Source organism: Nostoc sp. FACHB-280 (assembly GCF_014697615.1).
GTDB lineage: Bacteria > Cyanobacteriota > Cyanobacteriia > Cyanobacteriales > Nostocaceae > Nostoc_B.
Window position 1 is genome coordinate 138,598 of the sequence record NZ_JACJSD010000013.1, and the last position, 16,617, is coordinate 155,214.

The following is a 16,617-nucleotide window of genomic DNA, read 5'->3' on the forward strand; positions in this document are numbered from 1 at the left end:
AGTTAGGAATGAGATTAGAAAAAACTAATCATCAAACATAGAAAATCACAGACTTTTTAGCCTGTTCCCTGTTGCCTTTTAGAGAAAGAATATGTTAGTTACTCGTGGCTTTGTGCTTTGGAGCAACTTCACTTTCAGAATTTAAGGTTGAGGTGGTAGTCTCAGTACCTAAAATCTGATGTATTTCGTTTATTGAACTTGGTTTGGCTACAGGTTCTTCTAATGGTTCGTTCACATATTCTATTAGGTCGTCTACTTGGCAATCTAATGCCTTGCAGAACCTAATGATTCTTTCAATGTGGTCTGTCCCAGTTCTGCCACTTTCCCAGTTTTGAATAGTGCTTTCAGTTACGCCCACAAGACGCGACAGTTCAAGCTGGGTCAGCCCTGCTCTTTCACGAAGCAAAGCAATCCTCGGTTTTGGCTTTTGTTTCACAGCTACAGCACTTTTATCTCGATATATAGTGCTAGATCCTAGCACCAAAAAAAACCTGCGCCTAGAAAATCCCTAAAAAAACTTTATTTTAGACTATCTTTCTGAAAAATCTCGACTAAAAGAAGTAGGTGTACAAAAAGAATCTACTATCTAGTTAGTAAAGTTTACCCAAAGCATTTTTTATAAGCATTATTAAGCATGTAATAATTGATTATTGACACATCAAATACATTCTTGTAACTGTCTTTCTAAATTAGCCCGCAACCATAAATCAGCCGCCGACCAAACCCACAGTTGATTAGGTGCTTCCACAAAATCCTCCGGTTTATGTGTGACAACTGCATCTAAAACTTGGTCTTCAACACAAACAAATTCGACAGCAGATTCAAAATCTCTTAATGGTGATGAACGTGCTATTTGCAGAATTTCTTGGTCAACAATACAAATGTTGATTTTTTCTCGTAACCAGTCAATTACTATCTCCGCAATTTGACTGTTTTGTAAGCGGCTAGTATAAGCAGCTATTTTTTGCCAGCCAATATCTGTTAAATACAGCTTGATGGATGGATGCACACCATCGAGTAATTCTCTGACATCTTCTGTCAATTTGTTGCGATTGATTAAAGCATCTAAGATTAAATCGGCATCAACTAAAATCCTGAACACTTGCGACTCCCATGATCGACTGAATAAATACAGCTAACAATTGGTTAATATCCATAAAGTATGCGCCCCTGACAGTGAAGCGTAGTCAGCACTAAGTTGTTCTGTAAATAACCTGCGATCGCTCAAATTTATGAATAAAGGTGCTGCTAATATAAACGAGCATTAGTTGTAGTGATTGAAAGTTAAACTTACATCATCAACTACACGAGAATTAATCATTATTTCAGATTTGATTTTCCACATTTTTTTGCCAAATATTAAGGCAAGTAAATTATTTGTGATAAAACTATAAAATTAGAAAACACACTCCACTTCCAACAACAATCAAATACGCGCAATAAAAGCAGGCTCTAGCATAGCTCTGTCTTATATTGACTATTAGCCAAAATGACGGCAGATGATTGTCTGAGTTCCTGATATAGAATTTTTGGTAATTGTTTATGGTTTGAGTAACAGGTAATACAATTGCCCATTGCTAACGGTAACACCAGCACGCTCCCCGGCGATTTTCCCTGTCCCCAAAAAATAATCTACTCTCCCTGCACCTTTAATTGCTCCACCTGTATCTTGATCAAGCACATAACGGCTCACAATCTGATGTTTCATCTCACCATTAGCTTGGACAAAAGGAAAAGGGGCGCGAATCAAAGCTAAAGCCCCAGGCGGCATGAGAGACTTATCTGTAGCGATGGAACGTTCTGCGGTGAGTGGGACATTAATTGAACCTTGGGCTGGTGCGCCGTGGTTTTCTTGAAAAAACACAAAACTGGGATCACGAGGGATATAGATATTTAATTCTGAGGGATGCTGTTGAAAATAGTCGAGGATAATGGGCATTGTCATTCCCTGTAATGGCAATTTGCCATCGTTGGCTAGTTCTCGACCAATACTTTTATAGTTGTAACCTGTATTACCTGCATAACCAATTGTTGTGTCAGTGCCATCGGTTAATTTTAGTCGCGCTGAACCTTGAATTTGAATCATATATGGTTCTAAGCGATCGCGGAACCAAAATAACTCTAATCCCCGTAATTTGCCTTGTGATCCTTGTAAACCATCAGCACCTTCCAATTCTAAACGAGTAGGATGGGGCTGAGGCCAAGAATTGATGTCGGGAGGTAATCGATAAACGGGATAGCGAAATTCATCTGTGGGAACGCGACTAGCCAGATACAGTGGTTCATAATAAGCAGTAAATAAAACTGTACCTTTTTGGTCTTTACCAACAGATTGATAATAAACAAACTCTTTTTCGATGGCTTGATGTAATTCTTTGGCAGATTTTGATTTTAAAAGCAGTTCGCGGAATCTGTTTAAACTTTTGATGACGCGATCGCGTGTAATTCCGGTGACGGGATATTTTTGATAAGCTGCGATCGCCCGTGAGGTTTGCAAGTATTGTAAACTGCGGTCAAGAGAAGTAATTAAAGCTTTTTTATCTGCTAATTCATCTAAACAAGAGATGTCATCTTGACAACACCCCACAGGCGATCGTTCAATCAAAACTGGTTGCTTGTTTTCTAAAGCCTCTGGTACATGCCATTTTTTGATGCGACATACCGACGAACTCAGTTCTCGAAATCCTAATGGTTGCATCCCCACCAAAAAACTCAAAATAATTATTGGCGGAGTAATGAAACTGGCTAGTTTGTATAGCAATCCTAAATGATTTACAAACATCTCTCTCTTGTCTGCCTTGTCTATTTTGCTCATCTATCAAATAGGACTGCTATATTTTTTTGCTAAGTACCTGAGACTTTGCTACTCCCCATTCCCTCTTAAACTACTCATTCATATTGCGATAAGTCGCCACAGCAGAAGGCGAAATCCGGTTGAGGTAACGGAATATCCAATATTTAAAAATCGTGTCTAAAATGACTGGAAATGTTGCAATAAACAAAAAGATGAAATCGCGGTTAGCTGGTAAACCCCAATGGCGCGATACACCTTCTAAAATCACTTCCCAACCGTGGGGAGAGTGAAATCCCACAAATACATCAGTAAACAAAATGATAATAAACGCCTTGGCACTATCACTCAAACCATAGACAAGATTATCAAAGAAATCTTTCAGCACTGCAATAGATTGCTTACTCACCAGCAGCAACCAAACAAAAGCGATTACCGAGAAAATATCGGCAAAAACATTTTTAATTGCATTGGCACTTTCACCACGAAATTCTGCCGCAATTTCTGCGGCTTTTTCTTTGAGTTTCTCTTCTATAGCTTCTGGATTCAAAGGCGGTGTAATGCCAATTAAATTTTCAAATCTAATTCTTTCTTCAAATCTTTGTAACTCTGATAAAGCTTCCTCTTCCATTTCAAAATTTAGGAAGACATTTTCTGTTTCTGCTGGTCTAAAATGGGTGATTAATGGCCCGACAATCAAAGCTTTTGATAGTTGATGTGCTAAAAGAGGTACAATAATTAGTAATAATATAAATCTGATTGATATGATAGTTCTTCTTTGAGCTTGCCGAAAACTTTTAACAACATCCTGCTCAGAATTTGGGTCTAATTCAACTTGTAAACGACTGATAGTTCCTAAAATTGAGCGAGGCAATACACCCGTTGTATCAGCTTTTCGCCGTGGTTTTTGTTTAGTTTCTAGATTTTTATTGGGTAATTGTGGAGCTAATGGGGTGGGTGATTTTGGCGTAGCAACCTCATCAACTTTGACTATCTTTGGTTGGTTAACTATGGCAAAATTAGTTTCAATATCAGGTACGGTATATTTTGATATGACTTCATCAATAAATCTTAATTTTTCTAAAATTATCTCCGCACTGGGATATTCTATACCTGTTTTTCGTGCTGCTTTTTGATTAGATTCGTTAGAAAACCAACGGCTGGCGCGAAATTCCGTGAGCCGCATCCGCGCAATTTTTAATTGTTTTTTAAGGTCTGACTCAAAATAATCCATCATACTGCTGCTGTAACTACTTGAGTCAGCATCTATCTTTCTACCGTTGAAATGCTCATCTTCGATTGATTTAATTTGTAAGGCTGCTTGATAAGCCTCATCAAGAGAACGCTGTGGTGTTAATAAGTACCAACGGTAAGCAGCTAGTAAGTAAGAGTAAATTTTTTGGCTAAAAGCGAAATTATTCATTGTAGGCAATTATCCAGCCTTTTCTAGTGATTCTTAACCCTAAGTTAACGCACAAGATATACTAACGAAATCGAGAAGGAGAAAGTTTGTGGTTTCACATTCTGTTTGGATTGTCGGCAATAGCCGCAGTGGTAAGACAACTCGTTTGGTAGAACATTTTTGTCGTTGGCTACAAATAGAAAATCACAACTTGGGATTATTTTATACTAAAAAAGCTGGAAAAAAATCTAACAATTCCATTACGAAACCTTTTGTTTTAAAGCAAACAGAACCTGGAGTTTTAGTATTAGCAGCAAATGACGACAATCGTCGTGAATTATCGGACAAAATTGTTACAAAAACTTTAGGAAAATATCCCATTCGTGCTAAAACTCCCTTGGGTTTTTTTCAAGATGAAGTTATTTTATTTTGGCCTTTACTAATTGAGTTGCTGCATCTCAAGGCACAATTTCCGGTAAGATTGCGCCCAGAAACCGAACAGGAATTAGCAACAAAACTCTGGCGTGAGCAAATCGATGCAGAAATTCTGCGGCGTGCGGGAGTGAACGAATACCGTTTAGTAAGACGAATTTTGGACTTATTGCAATTAGCTGCTTACAGTGGTACAGCTTGTGAAGGAATTGCTGAAGTTTTACAAAGCGGTTTAGAGGAAAATGGCATAAATCTAGAGCCGGAATTTTTAGCATCTTTGCTACTAGATTGGCGTAACTGGTGTTTAGAGCGAGGCTTGCTCACTTATGGGATTATAACTGAACTCTACACGCAGCACTTGTTAAGCGATCGCCATTATCAAGAACGTCTCAGCCAACGGTATCAAGCCATATTAGCCGATGATGTTGATGATTATCCAGCCGCAACCCGACAATTATTGGAAACACTTTTACAACAGGGTGCTGTTGGTGCATTTACTTACAACCCTGATGGCGCTATACGTTTGGGTTTGGGGGCTGACCCCAATTATTTGGAAGGGTTAGCGAGGCATTGTCGCTTAGAAACTTTGTTTACACCAGCAACACCATCCTTAGCAGAGAACCTAGCTAGACCAATGGTAGAATTTATCACTCAACCAATGGTGATGTTAGAGCTACCTGCAACAGTCCAATCAATTCAAACTACCTCCCGTGCTGAACTGCTGCGAACCACAGCCGAGGTTATTGGCAAAGCGATTAAGTCAGGACGAATACAACCAGAAGAAATTGCCATCATAGCACCTGGTTTGGATGCGATCGCTCGTTACACCATCACCGAAATTCTCACCAAGCAAAACATCCCCGTAGAATCACTCAACGACCAACGCCCCTTAGTTAGTTCACCAATGATTCGGGCATTGTTAACCATGCTGGCACTCGTTTATCCCGGCTTGGGACGCTTGGTAGACAGAGATGCGGTGGCTGAGATGTTGGTAGTGTTGAGTAGGAGGCAGGGGGTAGGGGGCAGGGGGCAGGGGGAGGGGGGAGACAAGGGAGACAAGGAAGAAATATTAACTCAGCACTCAGCACTCAGCACTCAGCACTCCATACTCAGCACTTATATTGACCCAGTACGTGCTGGGTTAATTGCTGATTATTGCTTTGTACCTCATCCCGATAGACCCAATTTATTACCTGTCACTTCTTTTGAACGCTGGGATAGAATTGGCTATGCTGCAACCACAGCTTACAGTCAGATATTACAGTGGATTGAAAAACAGCGATCGCAACAAGAACAGCGTTTAATTCCTAGCCCCATTTCACTGTTATATCTGGCAATTCAAGACTTTTTGTGTAAAGACAGCAACCCACCTTATGACCAAATGGCAGCCCTGCGCGAATTGCTAGAAACTGCCCAACATTATTGGGAAATTGATACTAGGTTGAGGCAGGAGGCAGGAGGAGAAGGGAGACAAGGGGGACAAGGGAGCAATCTTTCTACCTTGTCTACCCCCTCTGCCTTGTCTATTCCCTCTCAGCACTCAGCAAGCACTACCTTGGCTGAATTTATTCAATTGTTGCGACGTGGTACGATTACTGCCAATCCTTATCCGTTGCGTCCTATTGGCTTGTCGAGAAAAGCAGTCACTTTAGCAACTATTTTCCAATATCGTTCGAGTCGGCGATCGCATCGTTGGCATTTTTGGCTAGATGCTGGTTCACCATTATGGGCAAAAGGTGGTGCAGCGACATTATTTGGTGCGCCTTTATTCTTGCGAGATAGGTTAGGCGAACCTTGGACAGCCGAAGATGAAAAAATTACCGAACAAGAAAGACTACGGCGAATTTTGGCAGACTTACTCTCGCGTGTATCTGAAAAAGTTTATTTGTGTCACAGTGATTTAGCCGTTAACGGCCAAGAACAACTAGGGCCACTCCTACCCTTGGTACATACCTGTGTATCCGTCATTTCCAAAGTAGCTTGAAGCTTAACCAAATTTTCCCAAGGAGAAATCTGGACATCAACAAGAATCTAAAATCCAAAATTGGTAAATCCGTAGCGATCGCCAGAATCGTTAGAATATTAACTACACTGAGAATGTATATCAAACCTTAGAGTTAGACGCTATGGTACTGTTTGGATTTGGTAAAAAAAAGCTGAATATTCCTACTGCTGAAGAAGCTTTGCCAGGACGGTCAAAGGAAATGCCTGTACCTGCTCATCATTATGTAAATAACAATGCCCTGAAACCACCTTTCCCCGCAGGTATGGAAACGGCGATGTTTGGTTTAGGTTGTTTTTGGGGTGCGGAACGTAAATTTTGGCAACTACCGGGCGTTTATACCACTGCTGTTGGTTATGCAGCCGGAATTACACCCAACCCCACTTATGAAGAAGTATGTACAGGTATGACTGGTCACAATGAAGTCGTCTTCGTTGTATTTGACCCCCAAGTTATTAGTTATGCTCAACTTCTCAAAGTTTTTTGGGAAAGCCACAACCCCACCCAAGGAATGCGCCAAGGTAACGACGTTGGCACACAATACCGTTCCGGGATTTACGTCTATTCTGAAAGCCAAAAGCAGCAAGCCGAAGCATCACGAAACGCTTATCAACAAGAACTAACCAAGGCGCGTTATGGCGAAATCACCACAGAAATTCTCGATGCGCCAGAATTTTACTACGCTGAAGCTTATCATCAGCAATACCTAGCCAAAAATCCCAACGGCTATTGTGGTTTGGGCGGGACAAACGTTGCTTGTCCGGTAGGTGTATTTGAAGCGGAAGTGAAGTAATATCAATTCCCTTTTAAGATACAAGGTTGGGTTATATGATGCTTAACCCAACCTTGGGTGTATTTATAAAACGGGATGAACAGGGTTACGCTTGCGAGTTTGCGATCGCCAGTCCACTATCGTGTACTATTTTGGGGTAACGGCTCAAAAATAATTACCTGTACATCTGGTATTTGGGCAAAAGCTGATTCTATCAATGGCTTAACATCAGCCCAAGCCAAGCCACCATTACCACATCCTAATGCGGGCATTGCAATTGATTTAATCCCTAATTCCTGTACTTGTTGTACTAAAGCCACCAGCCCACTTTGAATATCTTCTATCATTGAATTATTTCTCCAATGGCGTTTTGTGGGGAAGTTGATGATGTATTTGGGGTTTAGTAAGCTACCTGTTGCTACTGTAAACATCTTTCCAGTCTGGACTTTACCAGCGCGACAGGCTTGTTTATATAAAAGAAAATTTTCAGGATAAGCTTGCTTGAATTGCAAGGCAATGCCTTTACCCATGACACCAACACAATTAACTGTGTTAACTAGGGCTTCGGTTTTCTCTTCCAATAGGTTGCCTAGCTTAAATTCAAACATGACTATGTTAACCCACATAGAAATATTTATTTTCAGTAACCTTAAAAGCCCGTGACGAGGATTGAACTCGTGACCTCACCCTTACCAAGGGTGTGCTCTACCACTGAGCCACACGGGCAGAAATTATCTTCGGAGTTATGAGCTATAATGCTGTTAACTCTGCTGAATACGCAGTCATTATAACTCATAATTTTACTTTGAGAAGGTGGGCCGGGCTGGATTTGAACCAGCGTAGGCGTAAACCAACGGATTTACAGTCCGTCTCCATTAACCACTCGGACACCGACCCGCATGTCCCACGATTTATTATCTTAGCAGTAGATTTTAATAACTGCAAGGGGAGTGAGAAAAATTTTTAGTCATTTCCTAGAGATGTGTGTAGGGTGAGGATAATCATCCCCACCCTAGGTTACTTACTATCTTTGATTGCAACTTGAGATTAACTCAAGAGTTCGCCGGTTTCTTGGAGAGAGTGTAAGCGTTGGTAAATACCTTCATGACGCAACAGTTCTTCGTGGCTACCAACTTCGGCGATTTTGCCTTGTTCTAACACTACAATCTTGTCAGCTTCACGGACTGTACTCAAACGGTGAGCAATCACAATTGTGGTACAAGTCCCTTGAATCGCTCGCATAGCTAATTGAATGGAACGTTCTGACTCATAATCTAAGCTAGAGGTAGCTTCATCAAAAATCAGCACATCTGGTTTAACTAACAACGCCCTCGCAATTCCGAGGCGCTGTCTTTGTCCGCCAGATAGCCTGACTCCACGTTCCCCAACAACGGTTTTATAGCCTTGGGGTAGCACCTGTACCACCTCATCAACTCTGGCAATCTTACAGGCTTCTTGCACCTCTTCAAAGGTAGCGTTTGGTCTACCGTATGTGAGGTTTTCCAAAATAGTGCCGTTAAAAACATCTACCTCTTGGTGAACGATCGCTAATCTGCGTCTATAGTTACCTACATCTAAGGTACGAATATCTTGCCCATCAATCAGAATTTGACCATCTTGAGGTTCAAAATACCGCAATAGCAGTTTTACTAAAGTTGATTTTCCAGAACCAGAACGTCCAACTAAAGCGACTGTTTGGTAAGGTTCAATCAATAAGTTGATATCTTGCAGAACTGGACGGTTAGCAAGATAACCAAAACTCACCTGAGAAAATTCCACTTTGCCAGTAAATTTATAAGGCGATTCGGCTTCATTTTCTACGAACATACTCGATGTATCAGAACCTGTTGGCTCTTCCAAAAATTCGTGAAACCGCAACATAGAAGAATAGCGTCGAGCAAAAACTTCTGCCACAGTGCTAATCGGTTCTAGTTCAGCATACGCCATACTCGAAAGTGTCAAGATCATGACAAACTGACCAAGAGAAATGCGACCATTTACTGTTGCTGCTAAAGTTAAACCTAAAATCATAAATACACAAAACTGGATGACTGTTTTTTGCCAAGCTACCAGTTTTGTATAATTTTTGTGGATGCGGTAATCAACTACTATTAGCTCCCGATTTAAACGTTGTTTTTGTCGTTTTAATTCCTTAGATTCGGTAGCAAATGCTTTCACCGTTTTGATGTTGGTGATGATTTCGGAAGTCCGACTTTCGGTATCTTCCATATATTTATCCAAGCGACTTTCGTGCCAAATTATTCGCCTTAATTCTTTCAAACTAAAGGCGAGGATAATTACGAAAGAAATCATGTATAAAATTGCAATTCGCCATTCAGTCACTACAATAAATACAAAAATTCCTATCAAACGCAGCACTTTAGGAATTAACTGTCCGGCAATTTCTGGATATGTCCAAGTAAGGTTAGAAATCCCTCTAGCTACTCTGCCAGCAATCCGTCCAGGGTTATTTACATCATAAAATTCTAGGGGCAAAGAGAGGATTTTTTCTATAGCTGTTTGAGATTTATCCCGCCGCGACTTTAAAGCAATATCCCAGTGAAACCACACTGTTAACCAAGGTTGTGTAGGCGCTCTCACTACAGTCACTATAAAAATGAGTCCGAGTAAAACCGTTAAAGATAGTGTTTTACCAACTGGGTAATTGCTAACTTCAGAGATAGATGCGATCGCACTTTGTAGAGGTTTATCTAACGGTTGGTTAGACAAAACATTTAAAATCTGCCCAATCGCATAAGGGACAACCAAATCAATAATTTCGTAAATGCTCGATGCCGTAATACTGAGAAGACTCAGTTTCCAGTGGGGATGAAAATAAGTGAGTATATCTCGAAATTTTGCCATGATCTATACTGTCCAAGAGCGCGATCGTGAGCTTGGAATATTATACTACATACGTACTACAGAATAGTCAAGCACTAATATACTAAATCATTCTTCTGGGGGATGAGGAATTTCGACCGGAAAAAATTCAAGGCGATAACGATACAGCGCAACAGGTCGAGAATTCGCTCGAAAATAATCTGCATCTTGGGGTGAAAGATAGACAGCAGTAACTTGATCAGCCTCAATTGTGGGATGATTTGTCGTCAATTTCTGGTAAGAAGTTGTAGACTCTACAGAATTAAAATAAGGGCGAGAACCACCTTTAAATAGTTGTTGAAATACTTCCGTAGTGATGTATTTATGCTCAGATATACTTTCTGTAGCGCGTGCTGTCACAATAGAGACTAATTGCCGTTCACCGCGTAAAAATGTGATTTGACGATTAGGCGAATCTGGATCTACTTTGACAGATAATACCGCATCTTCACCTAAATAAGCTTTAGCCAAATTTAAACTATTAAATGCTCTATCTGCTACTAAAATTGGTTGTAAATTATTGATTTGTGGAATAAAATTTAAGCCTACTTTTATTGATGGTTTTTGTTTAATAAATCTGACAATAAAACTTACAGGTTGATTAAGTTGTTTACGGTTACTTTCAAACCCAGGGGTAACAATATCGGGTGCTAAGGGTGCTGCTAAATCGACCAATGTACTTGTAACTTTCCAAGTACCAGTCATCCATTCAGGATAAGCCAAATCTCCAGAAGCTGGTTGTACAGAAGTTAATTTTTCCCACTGAGGAAAGTTCTCTAAACGTTCAGATAACTCACCTGCTATTGCATTTCCACTCCATCCCAGCAGAAATAAAATAACCAAGCAAAAACTACAAATTGCCTTCATTGTAATTTGTAATTAATTAAAGTTATTACACTAATATCGATGTTGGGTTTCGCTGTCGCTCTACCCAACCTACAGCCGATGACACGTGAATTATAATTCTACTGGTAAAGGCTGCCAAATTTCGCCATATTTCTCTTTTAAATCGTGCCAAGCTTCTACTTGACCGGGTTCGTATTCTCCTGGTTTACCCCATTGCAAAAATAAGCTTAAAGCTGGTTCTTGTTTATCATCTAAAAACCGGATGGCATAAGTTGTAAAGTTGCCTCTTTTTGCTTCACCTGTTTCAAACTTCACTTGAGTAATTTTGTCCATATTCAGGTGAAATTCAAAGCCTTCGGTGTGCATATTGGCATATTTACCTTTGGCTAATTCGGCATAAAATAACTTCTCGATTTTGCCGCGTGCTTCTAATACAGCAGCACTGCTGGTAACAATTAAACGTAAAGTTCCTAAAGTTTCACAGGCTTCTAAAAATTCTTTTAAATTTGCATTCATAATTAATTTTTCCTTGGTTATGTGTCATTGGTTATTTGGTAATGTTCGACCAGTGACTATTTTTCGTATTTTTCATAAGCAGCAACAATTCGCTGCACTAGAGGATGACGCACTACATCTTTTTGGGTAAATTCGCAAAAACCAATGCCTTCGACGTGTTTTAAAATGTCTAAAGCAACTGATAGACCTGATTGTTGATTATGGGGCAAATCTGTTTGTGTTGTATCGCCTGTAATCACCATCCGTGAACGAAAACCCAACCGCGTCAAAACCATTTTGATTTGTGCAGGTGTGGTGTTTTGAGCTTCATCCACTATTATGAAAGCATGATTTAGGGTACGTCCGCGCATATATGCGAGTGGTGCAACTTCAATAATGCCGCGTTCTATTAAATTGGGGACTTTTTCAGCATCAATAAATTCGTAAATGGCATCGTAAAGTGGACGCAGATAAGGATTAATTTTTTGCTGTAAGTCTCCTGGTAAAAAGCCTAATCTTTCACCAGCTTCGACGGCTGGACGAGTTAAAATCAGCTTTTCTACTTGGTTGGCGAGGAGTGCTTGCACAGCGACAACAACGGCGAGATATGTTTTACCTGTACCAGCAGGCCCGGTGCAGAAGGTAATATCACGTTTGCGGATGGTTTCAATGTACTGGCGTTGACGAAATGTTTTGGCGCGGACTTCTTCACCACGGCGAGTTCTAGCGAGGACATCTCGGCGTAATTCTTGGAGTTCGTCTTCACGATCGCTATCTAAAGCTTGACGAGCTGTTAAAATATCGGCATTAGAAATCGTATTGCCTTTAATCCACAGGTCTTCGAGCGATCGCACCAACCTGGATGCTAGATTAATTTGGGCATCTGTACCCGTAATCTGGAGTTCCTGTCCGCGTAGCACTAACACCGCGCCTGTTTGCCGAGACAGGATTTTGAGATTTTCTTCACCATCACCTGCAAGAGCGATCGCACTCGGAATATTAGGCAGCTGAATCTTTAAAGCATCTGCCATAGTTATTTCTTAAATGTGTGAGGAATTATTTTTAACAATGGTCTATTACTTCTTTAGATTTTTAATTACAGTTTTTAATTAACTTTATTTTTACATTATTTTCTAGTTTTGCGCTTTTGCATCGCTGCGCTATTTATGTTTGAGATATTGTCTAGTAAAGCAGAGACGCGATCGCGTCTCTACTTTGATGAGGTTGAAGTTAATTAAACTTACTCACCTCAAATTTCACCATTGACTGCGGTTAATCGCTTAATAGCGAACGCCTTTACGTGCTGCTTCTGCTTTACGCTTCCGGCGCAGACTGGGTTTTTCGTATCTTTCCCGACGTTTAACCTCAGATAATATCCCGGCTCTTTGAATTTTCTTTTTAAAACGTCTTAGTGCCGAGTCAATTGTTTCATTTTCACCTAGACGGACTTCAGCCACTCCCTAATTTCACCCCCTGAAAGAGATATTTAGAAGTTGCATTCAAAAATAGCATTTAGAAATCAGGTCAATGAGAGGAGGCACAAGGCAAAAGAATTAAGTTTCAGACTTCATCCTTCACACTTCATACTTTTCTCCCTCATCTTCCCTTCTTTATAGTTTAAACCTAGCGGAAACGAGGTTTAGCAACAGGTCTACTAGGCCCGTTGTTACCACGTCTTTCCCTAGTTTTTGGCAGTGGCGGTCGCTCTTCGCGGTCTTCCTCAAAAGACATACCATCTCGCCCCATAGCACTGCTGCCATAGATGTCCAGATATACAGATTGTCCAGCCAGTTCTGCCGCAGCAGCAACTACTGTCCGAATTGCCTGAATATTGCGTCCGCCTCGGCCAAATACTTTGCCTTTATCTGCACTGTCAAAGGCAATGCGAATCCAAGCTTTTTTCAGGGTGTGAGAAATTTCACAATCGACGCTTAAGGTATTTGGAGATTCTAAAAACGGCTGCATCAAAAATCGCACTAGTCCGACATAGTTAGGATTAGCTGCGAAAGATGGCGTATTGAAGTTATGATGCGGGTTTTGCACTGACCTGTTCAAGAACATTAGCTTTTACGAGGATGCGACGTACGGTGTCAGTGGGCTGTGCGCCTTGTTGTAGTCGCTTGACGATGCCGGGAACATCTAGTCTAACTTCATCGGTTCTGGGGTTGTAAAAGCCCAGTTCTTCTAAAGGACGACCATCGCGGCGAGAGAGGCTATTCATGGCAACAATACGGTAGCTCGCTTCCCGCTTTTTTCCGTATCGCTTCAAGCGCAGTTTGATCATGTTGAAGAATCGTTCTCCTGTTTGTATGGGTTTTTGCAGCTGATAAATTTGGGAAGTAACTTGGCGAAAGTGCCTTGGTTAATTACTTCCCATGCTGAAATGCTTATTTTAACACTTGATTAGTGTTTGCGGCTATTAAGTTAGGGAGTTGGGAATGGGGAGTTGGGAGTGGGTGGATGTAGGGGATGAAAAACTGTTCTCCCTTGTCTCCCTTGTCCTCCTTGTCTCCCCTATCTCCCTTGTCTCTCTTCTAAAGATTCCCAAAGCCCTTTTTCTTCTTATCCTTGGGTTTTTTCTTTTTCGCACCACCGCCGCCGTTATAACCGCGCCATCCGGGGGCGGCGGGACGACCACCTGCGTAGGCGTTGCCCATACCACCACCGCCGAACATTCCCGGCATACCAGGAAAGTTACCTTTACCCATTTGTTGCATGAGCGATCGCATTTTTTGGAAGTCTGATACCAGCTTACTTACATCAGCTTCTTTGTAACCAGAACCCTTGGCCACCCGTCGTCTGCGGCTGGGAGAACTTGCCAATAAATCAGGGTCTTGGCGTTCTTGCTTGGTCATAGAATTAATCATCGCTTCGCAGCGTTTTAGCTGAGTTTCGCCCTGCTTGAGTTGATCATCAGACAGCTTACCCATACCAGGAATCAGCTTGAGAATGCCCCCCAAGGAACCCATATTTTTCAACAAACGCAGCTGTTTGAGAAAGTCAGTAAAGTCAAACTTTGCTGACAAAATTTTCTCCTGCATTTTCTCGGCATCTGCCAAGTCAATTTCTTCTTGGGCTTTTTCTACCAAAGTCAAAACATCGCCCATCCCTAAAATCCGCGATGCCATCCGGTCAGGGTAGAAAGGTTGTAGGGCTTCGACTTTTTCCCCAACACCGACAAATTTAATGGGTGCGCCGGAAATTTGGCGGACTGACAAAGCTGCACCACCACGGCTATCACCATCTAACTTGGTAAGAATTGCGCCTGTAATGCCGATTTGTTCATGGAAGGTGCGGGTGAGGTTGGCAGCTTCTTGACCAGTCATGGAGTCCACCACCAACAAAGTTTCGTGGGGTTGGACTGTTTCTTTAATCTGCGCTAATTCCGCCATCATATCTTCGTCGATTTGCAGACGACCCGCAGTATCAATGATGACTGTGTTGACACCTTCGGCTTTGGCGCGTTCTACACCTTGGCGAGCAATTTCTACTGGGTCAGCATCACTGCCCAACTCAAATACTGGTACGTTAATTTGCTTACCCAAGGTGATCAATTGATCAATTGCGGCGGGGCGATATACGTCTGTGGCGACTAACAAACAGCTGCGCTCTAATTTCCGTAGATGTAAAGCTAATTTGGCTGTAGCTGTGGTTTTACCAGTACCTTGTAAACCCGCCATCAAAACAATTGTCGGCTTTTGTTCAGTTTCCACCAGGGGAACATTTTCTTCCCCCATAACTTGTACCAATTCATCGTAGACAATTTTGATGAACTGCTGGTCTGGGCGCACGCCAGAAATCACCTCGGCTCCCTGCGCCTTGGCTTCAACTTCGCTAATAAAATCTTTGACTACCTGGAGGTTGACATCTGCTTCTAATAAGGCGCGGCGGACTTCTCGCAAAGCCTCTTGAATATTGGCTTGCGAGATTTTATCTTGACCCCGAAGTTTTTTCCAGGCGGATTCTAAACGGTCTGCTAGTGCATCAAACATATCTGAATTACAAGTAGTTAGCCAATGAGGAAGCCGGAATTGTCGCCAAAGGCGATGCAGAATTTCCGGTAGAGTTTTAACGTGCTATCTACCAGCTTAGTAGTTTTCACTCCGAGTTGAGCAACTGGATACCTACTGGGTTTGGGGTGGTAAACCGTATTTTGTGAAGAATTTAGTGTTAAGCAGCACTTGTGTGGCTACAGGTACATAATTGTAAAGCTTGTTTGACGACTGCTAACAAGACATTCATATCAACTGGCTTGCGGATAATACCTGTTACATTGGCTTGGCACTTTTCTCTGATAGTGTCTTCTTCATAGCCGCTCAGTAACAAAATTGGTAAACACTTGCAATTGCGATTTTGTTGGATGCGGTAAGCAACTTCATAACCATCCATTCCTGGCATTGTGACATCTAGTAAAAGCAAATCAAATTCTTGAGATGCTATTTCTTGCAATATTTCTTCTCCACTCAAGACTGTAGTAACTTGATAACCATTTGTTTCTAAAATTATTTGTAATAACAGACAAGTTACCTGACAATCATCGCATACAAGAATATGAGGATTTTTATTGTTGATTTTTTCGCTCATCATCAAATTAATTTAATAAATAATAAATCTTGATTTTTGAACTAAAAAGCTAAATATAAATCATCCAAGTTTTACAAATATCAATAATTATGATATACAAATTTTCGGTTTTGTATCTGGTAAAAAATATGGATATTTTAGATATCAAGTTAGTTGTTGTAACTAATATATTTATATTATATGAATATAGGTTGTAGGTAGAAAATTAAAAATTATTAACTTAATTTTAATCAGCGTGATTTTAAAAATCTGTGTCTAGAGAGCGAAATTGCTTTATTTCTTTAGAGACCATTTATAAAGTAAATCTTTAGACGGCTAGACGACGTAACATAATACGAGTCATAACGGCATATATAGCAGCTTCACTCATTTCAGGAAGACGTTCGTAATCCTTACTCAAACGATGGTAC

At 41.0% G+C, this 16,617-nt stretch carries 16 protein-coding genes, 2 tRNA genes and 1 pseudogene; 2 read left to right on the forward strand and 17 right to left on the reverse strand.

Features of this window, described 5'->3' with window-relative positions:
- Nucleotides 1–94: 94 nt before the first annotated feature.
- The 4 genes from H6G75_RS12280 to H6G75_RS12295 form a co-directional block, all read right to left on the reverse strand.
- Nucleotides 95–436, reverse strand: coding sequence for a helix-turn-helix domain-containing protein (locus tag H6G75_RS12280; protein WP_190980262.1), 342 nt, complete (start codon nucleotides 434–436; stop codon nucleotides 95–97).
- A gap of 222 nt (nucleotides 437–658) precedes the next feature.
- Nucleotides 659–1,102 carry a hypothetical protein gene (locus tag H6G75_RS12285; RefSeq protein ID WP_190980223.1) on the reverse strand — a complete coding sequence of 148 codons (444 nt, stop codon included), beginning with the start codon at nucleotides 1,100–1,102 and terminating at the stop codon, nucleotides 659–661.
- A 438-nt stretch (nucleotides 1,103–1,540) separates the two neighbouring features.
- Nucleotides 1,541–2,698 carry a murein transglycosylase A gene (locus tag H6G75_RS12290; RefSeq protein ID WP_397331925.1) on the reverse strand — a complete coding sequence of 386 codons (1,158 nt, stop codon included), beginning with the start codon at nucleotides 2,696–2,698 and terminating at the stop codon, nucleotides 1,541–1,543.
- A gap of 187 nt (nucleotides 2,699–2,885) precedes the next feature.
- Entirely contained in the window at nucleotides 2,886–4,223 is a 1,338-nt protein-coding gene (locus H6G75_RS12295; RefSeq protein ID WP_190980227.1) for a proton extrusion protein PcxA, read from the reverse strand.
- 79 nt (nucleotides 4,224–4,302) lie between these two features.
- Between H6G75_RS12295 and H6G75_RS12300 the strand changes: the two genes are divergently transcribed.
- Both H6G75_RS12300 and msrA read left to right on the forward strand, forming a co-directional pair.
- Entirely contained in the window at nucleotides 4,303–6,609 is a 2,307-nt protein-coding gene (locus H6G75_RS12300) for a recombinase family protein (protein WP_190980229.1), read from the forward strand.
- A 142-nt stretch (nucleotides 6,610–6,751) separates the two neighbouring features.
- Nucleotides 6,752–7,420: a peptide-methionine (S)-S-oxide reductase MsrA gene (msrA, locus tag H6G75_RS12305; RefSeq protein ID WP_190980231.1), complete on the forward strand. Its 669-nt coding sequence runs from the start codon at nucleotides 6,752–6,754 to the stop codon at nucleotides 7,418–7,420.
- Between the two features lie 116 nt (nucleotides 7,421–7,536).
- Here the strand turns inward: msrA and H6G75_RS12310 are convergent, their stop codons facing one another.
- The 13 genes and pseudogenes from H6G75_RS12310 to H6G75_RS12370 form a co-directional block, all read right to left on the reverse strand.
- Nucleotides 7,537–8,025: a macro domain-containing protein gene (locus H6G75_RS12310; protein WP_242051517.1), complete on the reverse strand. Its 489-nt coding sequence runs from the start codon at nucleotides 8,023–8,025 to the stop codon at nucleotides 7,537–7,539.
- Between the two features lie 28 nt (nucleotides 8,026–8,053).
- Nucleotides 8,054–8,125, reverse strand: a tRNA-Thr gene (locus H6G75_RS12315).
- Nucleotides 8,126–8,213: 88 nt separating this feature from the next.
- Nucleotides 8,214–8,296, reverse strand: a tRNA-Tyr gene (locus tag H6G75_RS12320).
- Nucleotides 8,297–8,446: 150 nt separating this feature from the next.
- On the reverse strand, nucleotides 8,447–10,264 hold the full coding sequence (locus tag H6G75_RS12325) for an ABC transporter ATP-binding protein (protein WP_190980233.1): 1,818 nt from the start codon (nucleotides 10,262–10,264) through the stop codon (nucleotides 8,447–8,449).
- 87 nt (nucleotides 10,265–10,351) lie between these two features.
- Nucleotides 10,352–11,149: a DUF6816 family protein gene (locus H6G75_RS12330; RefSeq protein WP_190980236.1), complete on the reverse strand. Its 798-nt coding sequence runs from the start codon at nucleotides 11,147–11,149 to the stop codon at nucleotides 10,352–10,354.
- Between the two features lie 90 nt (nucleotides 11,150–11,239).
- Complete coding sequence (locus H6G75_RS12335; RefSeq protein ID WP_190980238.1) at nucleotides 11,240–11,644, reverse strand: ChuX/HutX family heme-like substrate-binding protein; 405 nt, start codon at nucleotides 11,642–11,644, stop codon at nucleotides 11,240–11,242.
- Nucleotides 11,645–11,700: 56 nt separating this feature from the next.
- Nucleotides 11,701–12,654 carry a PhoH family protein gene (locus tag H6G75_RS12340; protein WP_190589429.1) on the reverse strand — a complete coding sequence of 318 codons (954 nt, stop codon included), beginning with the start codon at nucleotides 12,652–12,654 and terminating at the stop codon, nucleotides 11,701–11,703.
- 249 nt (nucleotides 12,655–12,903) lie between these two features.
- Nucleotides 12,904–13,080 (reverse strand): 30S ribosomal protein S21, encoded by a 177-nt coding sequence (rpsU, locus tag H6G75_RS12345; protein ID WP_062292053.1) that lies wholly within the window; start codon nucleotides 13,078–13,080, stop codon nucleotides 12,904–12,906.
- A gap of 166 nt (nucleotides 13,081–13,246) precedes the next feature.
- On the reverse strand, nucleotides 13,247–13,684 hold the full coding sequence (locus H6G75_RS12350; protein ID WP_190980240.1) for a KH domain-containing protein: 438 nt from the start codon (nucleotides 13,682–13,684) through the stop codon (nucleotides 13,247–13,249).
- The gene (rpsP, locus tag H6G75_RS12355) at nucleotides 13,647–13,907 is read right to left on the reverse strand and encodes a 30S ribosomal protein S16 (RefSeq protein ID WP_062292058.1); all 261 of its coding nucleotides are present in this window, start codon (nucleotides 13,905–13,907) and stop codon (nucleotides 13,647–13,649) included. The genes H6G75_RS12350 and rpsP overlap by 38 nt, the downstream gene beginning before the upstream one ends.
- A gap of 250 nt (nucleotides 13,908–14,157) precedes the next feature.
- Complete coding sequence (ffh, locus tag H6G75_RS12360; RefSeq protein ID WP_190980243.1) at nucleotides 14,158–15,615, reverse strand: signal recognition particle protein; 1,458 nt, start codon at nucleotides 15,613–15,615, stop codon at nucleotides 14,158–14,160.
- Between the two features lie 178 nt (nucleotides 15,616–15,793).
- Nucleotides 15,794–16,210 (reverse strand): response regulator, encoded by a 417-nt coding sequence (locus H6G75_RS12365; protein ID WP_190980245.1) that lies wholly within the window; start codon nucleotides 16,208–16,210, stop codon nucleotides 15,794–15,796.
- 304 nt (nucleotides 16,211–16,514) lie between these two features.
- Nucleotides 16,515–16,617 (reverse strand): annotated as a pseudogene (locus tag H6G75_RS12370) (IS5/IS1182 family transposase); the annotation flags it as partial.

Bases quoted from the DNA above. Each gene is read 5' to 3' on its own strand.
- H6G75_RS12290 (WP_397331925.1), bottom strand. From the start codon at position 2,698: ATGCAACCATTAGGATTTCGAGAACTGAGTTCGTCGGTATGTCGCATC.
- msrA (WP_190980231.1), top strand. From the start codon at position 6,752: ATGGTACTGTTTGGATTTGGTAAAAAAAAGCTGAATATTCCTACTGCT.
- H6G75_RS12310 (WP_242051517.1), bottom strand. From the start codon at position 8,025: ATGTGGGTTAACATAGTCATGTTTGAATTTAAGCTAGGCAACCTATTG.
- H6G75_RS12325 (WP_190980233.1), bottom strand. From the start codon at position 10,264: ATGGCAAAATTTCGAGATATACTCACTTATTTTCATCCCCACTGGAAA.
- H6G75_RS12330 (WP_190980236.1), bottom strand. From the start codon at position 11,149: ATGAAGGCAATTTGTAGTTTTTGCTTGGTTATTTTATTTCTGCTGGGA.
- H6G75_RS12335 (WP_190980238.1), bottom strand. From the start codon at position 11,644: ATGAATGCAAATTTAAAAGAATTTTTAGAAGCCTGTGAAACTTTAGGA.
- H6G75_RS12340 (WP_190589429.1), bottom strand. From the start codon at position 12,654: ATGGCAGATGCTTTAAAGATTCAGCTGCCTAATATTCCGAGTGCGATC.
- H6G75_RS12350 (WP_190980240.1), bottom strand. From the start codon at position 13,684: ATGTTCTTGAACAGGTCAGTGCAAAACCCGCATCATAACTTCAATACG.
- rpsP (WP_062292058.1), bottom strand. From the start codon at position 13,907: ATGATCAAACTGCGCTTGAAGCGATACGGAAAAAAGCGGGAAGCGAGC.
- ffh (WP_190980243.1), bottom strand. From the start codon at position 15,615: ATGTTTGATGCACTAGCAGACCGTTTAGAATCCGCCTGGAAAAAACTT.
- H6G75_RS12365 (WP_190980245.1), bottom strand. From the start codon at position 16,210: ATGATGAGCGAAAAAATCAACAATAAAAATCCTCATATTCTTGTATGC.